The organism is Kribbella flavida DSM 17836, assembly GCF_000024345.1.
Classification (GTDB): domain Bacteria; phylum Actinomycetota; class Actinomycetes; order Propionibacteriales; family Kribbellaceae; genus Kribbella; species Kribbella flavida.
In genome coordinates this window covers 1,597,114-1,609,806 of the sequence record NC_013729.1, presented here as the reverse complement: position 1 = coordinate 1,609,806, position 12,693 = coordinate 1,597,114, and the positions used below count along the sequence as shown (strand labels likewise).

The window sequence follows — 12,693 nt, the reverse complement described above, 5'->3', positions numbered from 1 at the left end:
CGGCGCCCGGCGGTCCACGGGGACGTGGGGCCGGGCGCCGCGTCGGGTCAGCTCGGGTTCAGCAGCACGACCTCCGGATGGGCGCCGAACAGGCTGATCGGGTGGCGACTGTGGAGTGCGAGGCCTGCCTTCTCAGCGTCCCGCAGTCGATCGTCGGCCTCGGTCAGCAGCACGACCGCGCGACCGTCGGGCCGGAGGACTCGGTGGAGTTCGCGCCAGAACCGCTGAGGCCGACGGGCCAGCACGCCGGCCGCGGGCACCTGCCGGTCCCACGGTGGATTGGAGACCGCCAGATCCACCGAGTTAGAGGCCAAGGGCAACGAACCGGCATCCGCGATCAGCCAGCGGATCGACGAGCCTGCGCCGTTCGCCTGGGCCGCACCGACGGCGTCTCGGTTCCGGTCGCTGCCCAGAACCGACAGCTGCCGACCGATGGACGCCGCCTCGATCGGGATGGTCCCGGCCCCGCAACAGGGGTCGAGCACAGTGGCCCGGTCGAGCGGCCGCGCGAGCCGGACCATGGCAGCCGCCACCGGCGGATGCACGCTGCCAGGCCGGGTGATTTGTCGATATGTCCTGCGATGCAAGGGCTCTGCACCGATCCGCAGACCGAGCAGTGCCCTGGTGCCGTCCACCGTGAGCCGCCACGACATCGCGCCGGGCGGGGGAACTGTCCCGGCGCGGCGGCTGTAGTACGGCAGACCGGCAGCCGCTGCCAGCGGCTCGCCGACAGCGTCCTCCAGGTCGTACCGGTTGTAGTTCCGCTGTCCCAGGAAGGAAGCAGAGACGTCCACGGACAGAGGCTGCTCGGAGCCACCGAGTTGCTCGCGCAACGCCTGCAACTCCCGCACCGGCACTTCCCGGGCCGCGGCCGCCAGCGTCGCCAGGCTGGCCTTGGTCCGGTCGATTCCCGGCACCGCGGCGCCGACCACGAACACGTCGTCCGCACAGCGCAGGTCGAGCACCCGCGCGCCGGAGGCGGCGTACCGGAACCACACCTCGCGATGCCCTTGCTGCTCGACCGTTCCCAGCCCGCCGGCCTCGATCTCCCCGGCCAGGAGGGCCTCGAGACCGCGTACTGTCCGCGCCACCAAGCGCGCGCCCGTCACGTGACGGGCGTGGCACCTGGACGCGGAGAGAGTCCGGCGCGCACCTGCGCCGCCGGCGTACGAAAGATCATCGGATCTTCTCCCACGTCGCGACCCGGAGCGACAGGTCAGCGCTCCGCATCGCCGGCAAGGGGGTGTCCGCACCCGCCGGCGGTCGCGTCAGCCGAGGAAGAAGAAGTTCACGGGCGAGAAGCTACCGCGCCCGACAGCCCCCGCGCACCTGAATAAAGGGATCAGGACGACGCGGTGAGCGGTGCGGGCATTCCGTCGGTGAACAGCTGGGCGTCGATCTGGTCGAGAGCGACCCGCAGCGCGCCGAGGGCCACGCTGTCGGCGCCGAGGCTGGAGGCCCGGATCTCGGGCACGCGCAGGCACAGCCGGCCGAGCTCGTGCGCGAGCGGGTCGATGATCAGGTCCGCGGACCGGGAGTAGCCGCCGCCGAGCACGACGACCTGCGGGTCGAGGGTCAGCACGAGGGCCGCGGTGCCGACGGCGAGATCCTTCACGTACCGGCGCAGCGCGGTCTTCGCGTCCCGGTCGCCCAAGCGGGCCTGGGTGAAGACCCAGGCGGCCTTGTCGTCGGGATGGATGTCGTCGGGTACGCCGGGGCAGTTCTCGATGTGGGACGGCGCGGAGTCCCAGCGGACCGCCTTGAGCGCGCCGATCTCGCCGGCCGCGCCGCCGTGGCCGCGGCGCAGAGTGCCGTCGAGAATGAGGCCTGCGCCGGTACGCATGCCGGCCAGCAGGTAGACGATGTCGTCGGCGTCCTGCGCCGCGCCCTTCCAGCGCTCGGCGACGGCGGCGAGTTTGCAGTCGTTCTCGACCAGGATCGGGCAGCTGAACCGGACCGCGAGGTGCTCGGCCGGAGAGACGCTCGCCCAGCCCGGCAGCGGGGTGAACAGTGTGGTGCGGCCGGTGGCATCGACCGGACCGGTCACCCCGACCGTCACGGCCCAGACCTGGTCGGGCCGCATCCCGGCGGCGGCCAGGCACTGGGTGATCGCGGTGTCGACGGCCTGGAGCCGGGCGGCCGGGTCGGCGTCGGGCTGCACCGGCAGCCGGTGGCTGTGCACGACGCTGCCTTCGAGATCCGCGAGCAGCACGAGGATCTTGTGGCCGCCGACGTCGACGCCGAGCACGTGCCCGGCGTCGGCGTTGAAGCGGTAGCGCCTGGCCGGCCGGCCGACACTGCTGCCGTCGGGCTCGACCACCTTCACCCAGCCGTCGGTGACCAGCCCGCGCACGACGACGTCGGTTCCGGGGCGGGACAGGCCGGTCCGGGTGGCCAGCTCGGTGACCGTGGCGGGCGGCTGGCCCCGCATCGCGCGGACGATGCTGATCGAGTTGAGCTCGCGCAACGTGCTCACGTCGGCTCCGGACGCCGCCGTGCTGGTTACCCCGAACTCCCGATTACGCTTCATTGAAGCGAAATTTTAGCGCGGTCACGAGATCGGGTACTGCTGTCCCCGGTTCAGCGCGGCGGTGAAGTCGACCGGACGCCCGTCGACAGTGAACCGGTACCGGCCGTCCTGCCCGATCTCGGGCTGCCGCGCAAGGTACCTGACCAGGCGTTCGAGCTCCTCGGGCGTCAGCCAGGACGGCGGGTCGGAGACGGCTTTGAACCCGCAGATCGCGGCCAGGTCCTGCAGCCAGCTCATCTGGGCGTCGGTCAGCAGGTTGAGGCGGCTGCGGAAGTACACGACATCGGGATCCACCTCGGCCAGCGGCGCCTGCCACAACCGGTGCAGGGTGTTCACCAGGGCGTTGTAGGCCATCGCGTCGGACGGATCGTCGCTGGCGTAGTTGGTCCACAGCGGCGCCACGTCGGGTCCACTGCGCATCCCGTCGACCAGTCCGAGCGCGGGCAGCAGCAGACCGCCGCTGCCGAGCAGGTAGACGTCAGGTCCCGCGACCTCCCTGATCAGGGCCAGTGCGTCCCGATAGGCCTGTTCCCGGTGCACCCCGGACGCGCGAACCCCGGGCATGGCGCCGGCGTTGATGAAGTCGAGCTTGAGATACCGGAAGCCCCAGTCGTGCACCACCCGCCGGATCAGCTCGGAAAGGTGCTCCCGTACGCCGGGGTGGGTCAGATCCAGCGCCCAGTACCCGGTCCCCCAGTTGTGGCCGGCCACGACCGGCTCCCCGGCAGCGTCGCGCAGCACGAACTCGGGGTGCTCGCGCGCGGTCGCCGAGGTGGGCAGCACGATGAACGGGGCCAGCCAGAGCCCCGGACTCATCCCGGCAGCGGTGATCCGCTCGGTCAAGGCGCGCATGCCGGAGGGGAACTTCTCGTTGGGCTGCCAATCCCCGACAGCCTGCTGCCAGCCGTCGTCGACCTGGACGACGTCGAACGGCAGGTCGGTCAGTGCGGCGATGTCCTTGTTCAGCAGCTGTTCGGTGATGCCTTCGTAGTAGGCGTACCAGGTGCACCACACGTTGCCGGCCCGCCGGTCGCTGCTGCCGAGCCGCGCGGCCAGCTGCTCGGCGTACCGCGCGAAGACGTCCTGTTCGGGGCCATAGGCCAAGAACCAGGGGGCGCCGTCCTGCTCGCACCACCCGGCGAGGGTGTCGTGGTCGGCGGCCAGGCGGGGCGTTCCGAGCCCGAGCGAACCGAGCAGCAGCACCCGGCCGTCGGCGCCCTGCAGCGCGGCGACGGCCGACGAGTGGTGCCGGGCCGGATCGTCCCACCCGGTGTCGTCGGCGGTGAGGCGCCGTTCGGGGTTGGCGATGCGCAGCGGGGGTTCGCTCAGGCGCCGCCAGCCGCACGGGCTCCAGGAGTTCTGGCCGTGGCGGTAGAACAGCGCGTCGCCGAGGCCGTGCAGGACCGCGACCCGGCCGGGCGGCAGGATCAGGCCGCCCGGCACGGACTCAGGGGGCTCGGATCCGGTCAGCTCCACCGCGAAGTCGCGGCCGGCCAGGTCAACGAGCAAAGGCATGGGTCTCCTTGAAGCAGCAGTGACCGTTCGGCGGGTCCGCGGGGTGCGGGCCCGCCGAACGGGACAGGTTCGGTTCGATCAGTTCAGCAGGCTGTTGACCTGCTGGTTGGCCTTCTTCAGCGCGTCCGCGGGTTCGGACTGGCCGAGAATGACCGCCTGCAGGGCATCCTGCACGATCTGGCTGATCTCGGTGCCGTGGTCGGTGATCGGCAGCAGGAACGTGCCGCCGGGCGTCTTGGTGTAGTCGACGTAGACCTGCACGTCCCGGCCCTTGGCCTTGTGCGCGGCCAGCGCCTTGTCGGTCGCGGACTTGATCGCCGGGAACACCACGGCGTTGCCGCCGACAACGTTCTGGCAGTCGGCCGAGCCGAGGTACTTGACCCACTTCCAGGCCGCGTCCTTGTGCTTGGTGCCGGCCCAGATCGCGTCCGACAGACCGTTGATGGCGCTCTTGCGCACCCCGACCGGACCGACCGGCAGCGGCGCGAGCGCGAACTTCTGCTTGGCGTCGGCCCCCAGATAGGTGTTGATCGTCCAGGACCCCGCGATCGTCAGCGCGGCCTTGCCGGAGTTCATCACCGCGTCGATGCCGAGCGTCGACTGCTTGTCGAACCTGGGCGCGTAGCCCTTGTCGGTCAGGGCCTTGTACCAGCTGATGGTCTCCACCAGCTTGGGGTCGTCGTACTTGTACTGCGTGCCCCACGGGTTCTTGTCCAGGTAGGTGAAGCCGTTGGCGGCCGCCAGTTCGCCCCAGCCGTTCTGGCCCTGGGACCCGTCGTTCCACTCCGGCTGGTACCCGTACACCTTGACCTTGGTCTTGTCGAAGGCGGGATCCAGGCCGTTGCGGCCGTTCGCGTCGACGGTCAGCTTCGCGATGGTCTGCTCGAAGGTGCCACCGTCCTTGGGGTTCCAGGTCAGGTTCGCCAGGTCCGCGGGCTTGATGCCCTGCTTGGCGAGCAGCTGGCTGTTGTAGACGATCGCCTCGGTGTCCCAGTCCTTGGGCAGGCCGTACCGCTTGCCGTCCTTGACCCACAGCTCGGCCAGGCCGTCCTGGTACTGGCCCAGGTCGACCTTGTCCTCGTCGACGTACGGCTGGAGGTCGAGCAGCTGCTGGCTGGAGACGAACTGCGGGTAGTAGGAGACCTGGTTGGTCCACACGTCGGGCGCGTCACCAGCGGCCAGCTGCGTGGTCAGGTTCTGCCAGTACTGCGCCCACGCCGTCTGGGTGATCTTGACGGTGATGTTCGGGTTCGCGGCGTGGAACGCGTCGGCACAGGCCTGGTACGACGCCTGCTGGTTGTCGTCCCAGAGCCAGTAGTCCAGCGTGACCGGGCCGTCCGCCGCCGCGTCGTCGCCCTGCGAGCCGCTGCACGCGGTGAGCGCCGTGGCCGCCATCAGGCCGCACAGCAGGGCCGCGCGGACCTGCTTGATCTTGATCATCGAGTGCCTCTTCCTGGGATGTGGCCGGGGACGGGCGTTCCCTCTTGCCATGGTCGGCTGTCTCGAATAATGATGTGGCGCATCGAAAATTTGTCAAGGGCAGATCGTAAACCCTGGCGCATCCCTGGAGGCTTCGATGGTCCCGTTACCGATCTCCCGCCGGATCCGGACGGCGCTCCTCGCCGCCTTGGTCGCGCTCGCCGTCGCGCTGCCGGCCTCGACCGCGGCCGCCGGCCGGCCGCACGAGAGCTGGCAGCCGCTGCCGGCCGCGGCCGCTCCCGACGTCAATCCGCTGAAGGGCTTCATCCCCTACGCGGGCGACTACTCGACGTTCCCGCACTCGATGGAGTGGTTCTACCTGCCCCTGAACGCGGTGATGACCGGCCCCAACCGGTTCGACTGGGAGCCGTTGGAGCAGCAGCTCGACGCCATCGCCGCCCGGGGCCACCAGGCGGCGTTCCGCTTCTACCTCGACTACCCGGCCAAGCCCAGTGGCATCCCGCAGTTCCTGCTCGACCAGGGCCTGCTGACCCGCCCCTACGACGACTTCGACAACAACGGCCTGAGTGTGTCGCCCGACTACGACGACCCGCGGCTGGCCGCAGCGCTCGATACGTTCATCGCAGCGCTCGGCAAGCGGTACGACGGTGATCCGCGGGCGGGATTCATCCAGCTCGGCCTGCTGGGCTTCTGGGGTGAGTGGCACACCTGGCCGCACAACGGGGAGCCGGGCACGGAGAACTGGTTCGCCTCCCCCGGCCAGCAGCTCAGGGTCCTGAAGGCGTACGACGAAGCCTTCGACAAGACCAAGCTGATGGTCCGCTACCCCAGCACCGACAACAAGGCGCTCGACCTGGGCTACCACGACGATTCCTTCGCCTACTCGACCCTGCCCGGGCCCGGCTGGCACTTCATGGACCTCATGCAGCAGGCCGGCACGACCGGCAAGTGGTTGAACGCTCCGATCGGCGGTGAGCTCCGGCCCGAGCTGCAGGGCTGCATCTTCACCGTGCCGATGGAGTGCGCCGGCGACGGCGACAACAACTTCGCCGACGGCGTGACCCAGACCCACGTGTCCTGGCTGCTGAACCAGTACGCCTTCAGTCCCGGCTACACCGGCGCCACCTACGACAACGCCTTGGCCGCTGCCACGTCGATCGGCTACCAGCTGCGGGTCGCCGCGGTGAAGACCAGCCGTCAGCGCCGCGGTCTCGACGTCTCGGTCCGGATCCAGAACGACGGCGTCGCCCCGTTCTACTACGACTGGCCGCTGCAGCTCGCCGCCGTCGGCCGGGACGGCCGGATCGCCCGGACCTGGACGACGTCGTGGAAACTGGCGAGCGTCAAGCCCGGTGCGCCGGTCGAGCTGAGCGCCGCCGTCCGCACCGCCGGTCTGCGCAAGGGCGAGTACACGCTGGTCCTGCGGGCCGCGAACCCGCTGCGCGGCGGCATGCCGCTGCGCTTCGCCAATGCCGGCCAGGACACCACCGTGTCCGGCTGGCTCACGCTCGGCCGGACCCGGGTCTCCTGACCCGGTCCGTCCACCAGCGGGGGATCCATCACCCAACCCTGGAGGTCACCGCCCATGCCATCCCTCCTGGCGCGGTCATACCGCGCCGCCCTGCTACCGAGCATCGCCCTGGCCCTCGGGGCACTGCTGACGGTGCCGCCGACGGCACCCGCGGCAGCCGCCCCGCAAGGTCCGCCGCCCAGGCCGGCGGCTCCCGCCGCCCCTGACCCGTCCTTGACCGTGCACCCGCTCGCCGCGGCCGACGGCCCGGTCGACAACCCCCTCAAGGGCTTCGCCCGCTTCTACTCTCCCGGCAGCAACCAGAACCAGGGCTACCCGCACTCGCTCACCTGGACGTACTTCGGGCTCTCCGAGATCATGACCAACGCCTCGAACTGCGGCGCCTACGACTGGTCGCTGGTCGACCAGGCCCTCAACGAGAGCGCGACGTACGGCAACCAGGTCGCGATGCGGATCTACATGGAGTACCCCGGCGGCTCCGGCACCCATCCCGCCAACGCCATCCCCCGCTGCTTCGACGGCCGGGTCCCCTACCGCACCAACACCTACTGGGGCACCACCAGCCCGGACTACGACAACGCCTACCTGCTGACCGCGGTGAAGAACTTCATCGCCGCGTTCGGTGCCCGGTACGACGGGGATCCGCGGGTCGGCTTCATCCACACCGGCCTGGTCGGCCTGTGGGGCGAGTGGCACACCTGGCCGTACGACACCGACACCGCGGACGGCTATCCCAACTACATGCCGACCGATGCCCACGGCACCGAGATCCTGCAGGCCTTCGACAACGCCTTCAACACCACCAAGCTCGAAGTACGGTACCCAGGCTCAGGGGGTGCCGCCGCGAACGGTCTGAACATCGGCTACCACGACGACTCGTTCTGCTTCCGCGAAGGCAGTCCGCTGGCCGGGGTGACCCTGCCGGCGTCGCTGGGTGGTGCGAGCTACTCCCAGCTCCAGCGGGCCCTCGAGCAGGGCGTGGAGAACAAGTGGATCACCAACTCGATGGGCGGTGAGGTGCGGCCGGAGATCCAGTCCCAGGCGTTCAACTACTGGCCGGGCGGCTCGGGCCAGGTCGACAACATGAAGGCGTGCATCGAGCTCGAGCACGCCACCTGGAAGATGAACGAGCAGAGCTCCGGCTACAGCCCGACGGACCCGAACGTCGCGGCCGCCGTCCGGCTGATGGGCTACAACCTCACCGTCACCAACGCCTACTACCCGAACTCCGTGTCCGGCACCGCCAAGGTCGGGGTCCAGATCAGCAACACCGGGGTGGCGCCGTTCTACTACCCGTGGACGGTGACGCTGGGCCTGAAGAACAGCGCCGGCACCGTGGTGAAGTCCTGGGACACCTCCTGGGACCTGCGCACGGTGATGCCCCGCCGGATCCGGGCCTTTCCCGACTGGGGCGTCGGCGCGGACCCGACGTACCGGGACTTCGGCTACCCGCAGTACTTCGACACGACGGTCAACCTCTCCGGCGTCGCCAACGCCGGTTACCAACTGGTGCTTCGGGTGAAGAACCCGCTGGAGGCCGTCAACGCCAACGCCAAGAAGCTGCGCTTCGCCAACGCCACCCAGAACGCCGACGGCTGGCTCAGCCTCGGGGCCATCACCGTCGGGTCCGCGGCCGGCGCCTCCACGGTGGAGGCCGAGAACCCGGCCAACACCCTGACCGGCGGGGCCGTCACCGCACCCTGTACGGGCTGCTCGGGCGGCGCCAAGGTCGGCTACGTCGGCAACGGCGCAACGGTTGCCTTCAACAACGTCACCAGCGCCACCGGCGGAAACCGCACGCTCACCGTGTCCTACCTGTCCGCTGTCGCGCGGACGGCGACCGTCAAGGTCAACGGCGGGACACCGATCAGCGTCGACTTCCCGGCGACCGCCGACTGGAACACGGTCGGCACCCGCAGTCTCACCGTGCCACTGGCCGCCGGCGCCAACACCATCACGATCGCCAACCCGACCGGGTGGGCGCCCGACCTCGACAAGATCACCATCAGCTGACCACCGGGTGGCCCCGGACCTACCAGGTCCGGGGCCACCCGCCGTCACTTCAGGCCGGAAAAGTTCAGCGACTCCACCAGCCGCTTGCCCAGGAAGATCAGCAGCAGGAGCACCGGGACGACCGACAGCACCGATCCGGCCATCAGTCCGGTCCAGTCCGGCGCCCGGTTCGGCGACTGCTGGAGGAACACTCCCAGCCCCACCGTGAGGACCCGGGTGTCCTCCCCCTTGCCGACCAGCAACGGCCACAGGTAGTCCTTCCAGCTCCAGACGATCGTGGTCAGGCCGATCGTGATCAGCGGACCCCGACTCATCGGCAGCACGATCCGCCAGAACATGCCCCACGGGCCGACGCCCTCGAGCATCGCGGCCTCTTCCACCTCGCGCGGAATCGACAGGAAGAACTGGCGCAGGAAGAACACCGCGAACGGCGTCATCAGCAGGCTCGGCAGGACCAGGCCCGGGATCGTGTTCAGCAGGCCCAGTTGCTTGGCCAGTACGAAGTTCGGCAGCAGCGTGAAGATCGGCGGCACCATCAGCGCGGCGATGATGACGCCGAACGCCAGGTCCCGGCCGGGAAAGCGCAACCGGGCGAACGCGTAGCCGGCCATCGCGCAGCAGAAGGTCTGCACGACCGCGATCGAGCCGCTGTAGACCAGCGAGTTGACCGTGTACCGCAGGAAGTTGATGTGGGCACCGGATCCGCCCGCGGCCCGTGCTTCCTCGGGACCGACCAGCCCCAGCACACGGCTGAAGTTGATCAGGGTCGGGTTCTGCGGCCACAGCGCGGTCGAGCCGCTGAACAGGTCGGCGGCGGGAGTCAGCGCGGTACGGATCATCCAGTAGAAGGGAAAGATCGTCAGCGCGAGCGCGATCGCGAGTGCGGCCCAGGCGACGCCCCGGCCGATGCTGGTGCGGGAGAACATCGCAGGCTCCTCAGCTCAGGTCCGAGCGGGACGCACGCAGCATCCGCATCTGGACGACAGTCAGCAGGCCGAGCACGACCACGAGCACCATCGCGACCGCGGCGGCGTAGCCCATGTGGAAGTAGGTGAAGGCCTGCTGGTAGATGTAGTAGTAGATGACGCGGGTCTCCGGGATCGGAGCCTTCCCGCCGTACACGACCGCGACGGTGTCGAAAATCTGGAACGAGCCGATCAGCGAGACCACCAGCACCAGCGCCAGCACCGGCCGCAGCAGCGGCAGGGTGATCGAGCGGAACATCCGCAGCTCGCCCGCGCCGTCGATCGCCGCGCTGTCGTACAGGTGCTGCGGGACCTGCAGCATCCCGGCGTACAGCAGCAGGGCGGTGTAGCCGGTGTAGGCCCAGCTGTTCACCAGGGCGACCAGCGGCATCGCCCACAGCGGGGAGTTGAACGAGAGCGTGGTGTCCAGCCCGACCGAGCCGAGCATCCGGTTGACGAATCCCAGGTCGGGGTCCAGCAGCCAGGCCCAGAGCAGCCCGATCGTCACGTTCGGGACCAGCCAGGGAACCAGCAGTGCCGCCCGCAGCACGACCGAGCGGGTCAGGCGGTGCATCAAGGCCGCGAGGCCCAGCGCGAGGGCTGTCTGGGAGACGATGTTCAGCACGACGTAGTACGCCGTGACCTTGAGCGCGTTCCAGAACTGCTCGTCGTCGATCAGCTGCCGGTAGTTGTCGGCGCCTACGTACGACGGGTCGTTGAGCAGGCTGTAGTCGGTCAGCGAGTACCAGATCCCACGGACCGTCGGATAGGCGTAGAAGACCAGGAACCCGACGATCACCGGCAGCAGGAACAGCCACCCGACCCGTCGATCGTCCCGCCGCCTCGGCCGGCTGTGATCGCCGCCTGTCAGTGCCGGGTACTGCGCCACCCCGGCATCGAGCCGGGTCCCCACCGCGTTCATGCCGGGTCCTCCTCGGGTCGCCCTCACGTCGGCGCCCCTCGGGCCGCCCGTCGGATAATAATGATGCGGGCTAGCGAAAATTTGTCAACAGCCAATCATATTCAGCGCGTAGCTCAGCGCTGCCTGATCGCCGGGTCGGTCAGGAGATGGAATCCTGCGCGGCGATCAGGTGATCGGCGGCCGGGAGGCGGCTGTAGAGCACCGAGCGGCCCGCCCGGCGCCGGATCACCAAGTGGGCGTCGAGCAGGATCTGCAGGTGGCGACCCACCGAGCCGAGACCGAGACCGGTCAGCGCCACCAACTGGGTGGTGCTTTTCGGCGACTCGAGCAGAACGAGGATCTCCGCGCGCGCCGGTCCGAGCAGTCTGCCAAGTGCCGCTGGTGCAGGCGGTCTGCCGTGCTCAGCGAGCACACCTGAGCACGGATAGACCAGCGCGTACCGGTGGGGTTCGTCCCAGGAGACCCAGCCGCGCCCCGGCGTGACCGGCACGAACAACAGCTGGGCACCGGAGATGTCCCGGGGCGGGTAGGCGTGGCTGTTGATCCGCAGCCGACCGGCGCCGAGCCACCGCATCTCCGGCCGCAGGTCGTCCATCGCGGCCGCCCAGCCGCCCAGGCTGAGCTGCCGGGTGCGAGCGACGATGTCTGCTTCGAGAATGTGCCGGCGCTGAGCCCAGTACGGCGCCACGGTCTCCAGCCAGACCCACTCGAGCAGGTCCGCGGCTCTCGCGGCGAGGTCCGTCCGCCGGAGCTCGCCGGGAAGCGGACCGCCTGTCGCCCTGGCCACATCTGCCCAGACGGTCTCGGTCGGCGTCGCCCGCACCCTGGCGACCTCGTCCGCGAACGGCACCTCACCCTCAGCGGGCGGCGTCGGGGTCAGGAAGTCGGCGATCCAGGTCGCGCTGAACGCAGCGCGGACCAGCTGGGCCGTGACCGGCTCACGCTCGAGCAGCAGGCGGTACGGCGACAGGTGCGTGGCGAGCCAGGCACGTTCGCCCGGGTGCGCTGCCGATCCACGCGTCAAGCTGGCCAGTCCGGCGACCGTCTCGGTGAACTCCGAGACGACGAACCGGCTTCTGGCCAAGGTGTCCGCGTCCAACTGCCACCAGCCCATGTTTCGCCTCCGAGCGAAAGCCTAACGACCTCGTCCCCCGGACCCGGATGCTGCAGCAGACACCTTCGGTCCGGACAACACACGCAAGGAGCAGGCAATGACAGAGGTCGTCACCGTCCAGGAAGTCGGCGAGGAGCAGCGCGCCGTGGTCGAGCGGCTGGGGCAGCTCGAGCGCCACGACCTGTCCGAGTTCCGCGGCTACACACCCGATGCCGACGGCATCTTCTGCTACGAACGCCTGCCGTTGTTCTTCAGCGACCCGGAACGGCGCGTCTACCTCATCCATCACGGCGCGACGCTGGCCGGGTTCGCCACCACCCGGCCGTTGCCCGACGGCTCGACCTCGATCGGCGCGTTCTTCGTGGTCCGCGCGCTGCGCCGGCGGACCGTCGGTCACCGAGCGGCGCTGGAGCTGCTGCACCACCGGCCGGGCCGCTGGTCGATCGCCTTCCAGGAGGAGAATCCCGGCGCGGCCCGCTTCTGGCGCCGCCTCGCCACCGCCGCGGTAGGCCCGGCCTGGACGGAAGAACAACGCCCGGTCCCGGGCCACCCGGACCACACCCCGGACACCTGGCTCCTGCTGGACACCGGCGCCCCTCGGCACCCTTGACTTCCATCGTTGTAGATGCCTTAATTCAAAGGCTGAACCCAGGTCACCCGCCC

10 protein-coding genes are annotated in these 12,693 nt (G+C 69.6%); 3 read left to right on the top strand and 7 right to left on the bottom strand.

The genetic code is table 11. The annotated features are described in order from the left end of the window. Positions 1-47: 47 nt before the first annotated feature. From KFLA_RS07485 to KFLA_RS07470, 4 genes are all read right to left on the bottom strand, one after another. Complete coding sequence (locus KFLA_RS07485; RefSeq protein WP_148256571.1) at positions 48-1,091, bottom strand: methyltransferase domain-containing protein; 1,044 nt, start codon at positions 1,089-1,091, stop codon at positions 48-50. 251 nt (positions 1,092-1,342) lie between these two features. Then, the gene (locus tag KFLA_RS07480; protein ID WP_012919170.1) at positions 1,343-2,530 is read right to left on the bottom strand and encodes an ROK family transcriptional regulator; all 1,188 of its coding nucleotides are present in this window, start codon (positions 2,528-2,530) and stop codon (positions 1,343-1,345) included. A gap of 21 nt (positions 2,531-2,551) precedes the next feature. Beyond that, positions 2,552-4,045 carry a glycoside hydrolase family 36 protein gene (locus KFLA_RS07475; RefSeq protein ID WP_012919169.1) on the bottom strand — a complete coding sequence of 498 codons (1,494 nt, stop codon included), beginning with the start codon at positions 4,043-4,045 and terminating at the stop codon, positions 2,552-2,554. 78 nt (positions 4,046-4,123) lie between these two features. After that, a complete protein-coding gene (locus KFLA_RS07470) occupies positions 4,124-5,485 on the bottom strand; it encodes an ABC transporter substrate-binding protein (protein WP_012919168.1) in 1,362 nt (453 codons plus the stop codon). A gap of 136 nt (positions 5,486-5,621) precedes the next feature. Between KFLA_RS07470 and KFLA_RS07465 the strand changes: the two genes are divergently transcribed. Further along, complete coding sequence (locus KFLA_RS07465) at positions 5,622-7,016, top strand: DUF4832 domain-containing protein (RefSeq protein WP_012919167.1); 1,395 nt, start codon at positions 5,622-5,624, stop codon at positions 7,014-7,016. A gap of 54 nt (positions 7,017-7,070) precedes the next feature. After that, on the top strand, positions 7,071-9,029 hold the full coding sequence (locus KFLA_RS07460) for a DUF4832 domain-containing protein (RefSeq protein WP_012919166.1): 1,959 nt from the start codon (positions 7,071-7,073) through the stop codon (positions 9,027-9,029). A 44-nt stretch (positions 9,030-9,073) separates the two neighbouring features. Here the strand turns inward: KFLA_RS07460 and KFLA_RS07455 are convergent, their stop codons facing one another. The 3 genes from KFLA_RS07455 to KFLA_RS07445 form a co-directional block, all read right to left on the bottom strand. After that, a complete protein-coding gene (locus KFLA_RS07455; protein WP_012919165.1) occupies positions 9,074-9,955 on the bottom strand; it encodes a carbohydrate ABC transporter permease in 882 nt (293 codons plus the stop codon). Positions 9,956-9,965: 10 nt separating this feature from the next. Beyond that, complete coding sequence (locus KFLA_RS07450; protein WP_012919164.1) at positions 9,966-10,916, bottom strand: carbohydrate ABC transporter permease; 951 nt, start codon at positions 10,914-10,916, stop codon at positions 9,966-9,968. Between the two features lie 139 nt (positions 10,917-11,055). Continuing rightward, the gene (locus tag KFLA_RS07445; RefSeq protein ID WP_012919163.1) at positions 11,056-12,030 is read right to left on the bottom strand and encodes an ArsR/SmtB family transcription factor; all 975 of its coding nucleotides are present in this window, start codon (positions 12,028-12,030) and stop codon (positions 11,056-11,058) included. Between the two features lie 97 nt (positions 12,031-12,127). Here KFLA_RS07445 and KFLA_RS07440 point away from each other — a divergent pair, with 97 nt between their 5' ends. Continuing rightward, positions 12,128-12,640: a GNAT family N-acetyltransferase gene (locus tag KFLA_RS07440; protein WP_012919162.1), complete on the top strand. Its 513-nt coding sequence runs from the start codon at positions 12,128-12,130 to the stop codon at positions 12,638-12,640. The last annotated feature ends 53 nt before the right edge of the window (positions 12,641-12,693 follow it).